The organism is Mesorhizobium sp. WSM4816 (assembly GCF_055811535.1).
This window is the reverse complement of sequence record NZ_JBVVQR010000107.1, coordinates 1-610: the sequence shown is the minus strand read 5'-3', so window position 1 is coordinate 610 and position 610 is coordinate 1. Positions and strand designations below refer to the sequence as shown.

Annotated in this window: 1 pseudogene; it reads right to left on the bottom strand. The window is 63.4% G+C overall.

Annotated elements, in window-relative coordinates:
* A pseudogene (locus AC0L3H_RS33005) lies at positions 1-610 on the bottom strand (IS630 family transposase); the annotation flags it as partial.

Genomic DNA, 610 nt, shown 5'->3' with positions numbered 1-610 from the left:
GGGACGAGAACCTTGTCGACATAGAGCTGGAAACGCTCGCCGTTGATCGGTCCGTCGATCAGCCATGGTGCATCGACGCGGTCGTGGCGCAGCGCCGCCAAGAAGGTCATGGTCTTCCAATGGCCGTGCGGCACCTTGGCCCTGAGCCTTTGGCCACGAGGCGCCCATCCTCTGAGCGGCGCCATATTGGTCTTGGTCCAGGTCTCATCGATGAAGACCAGGCGGGAAGGATCGATGCGGTCCTGATACTTTGCCCACTGTGCTCGCCTGCGCGCCACATCGGGGCGATCCTGCTCAGCCGCGATCAGCGCCTTTTTTTGTGACTGAGCTTCTCGGCATGGACGAACTCCCACACCGAGCGGTAATCGACCTTCAGGGCGCGCTCGCCAAGCTCGGCCACAAGACCGCGCAGTGTGAACTCCGCCGCCCGGCAGCGCACCAACAGCCACTCCCGATGCTCTCCAGCAATCTTCTTCGGCCTTTGCCCACCCATCTTGCCGGGCGCAAGGCTGCTCGTTTCGCGCAAGCGGCGTACCCATCGGATGACCGTGCTGATTCCAACCCCGTAGCGCTCTGCCGCCTGACGTCGCGACAGGCCCTCCTGCTCAAC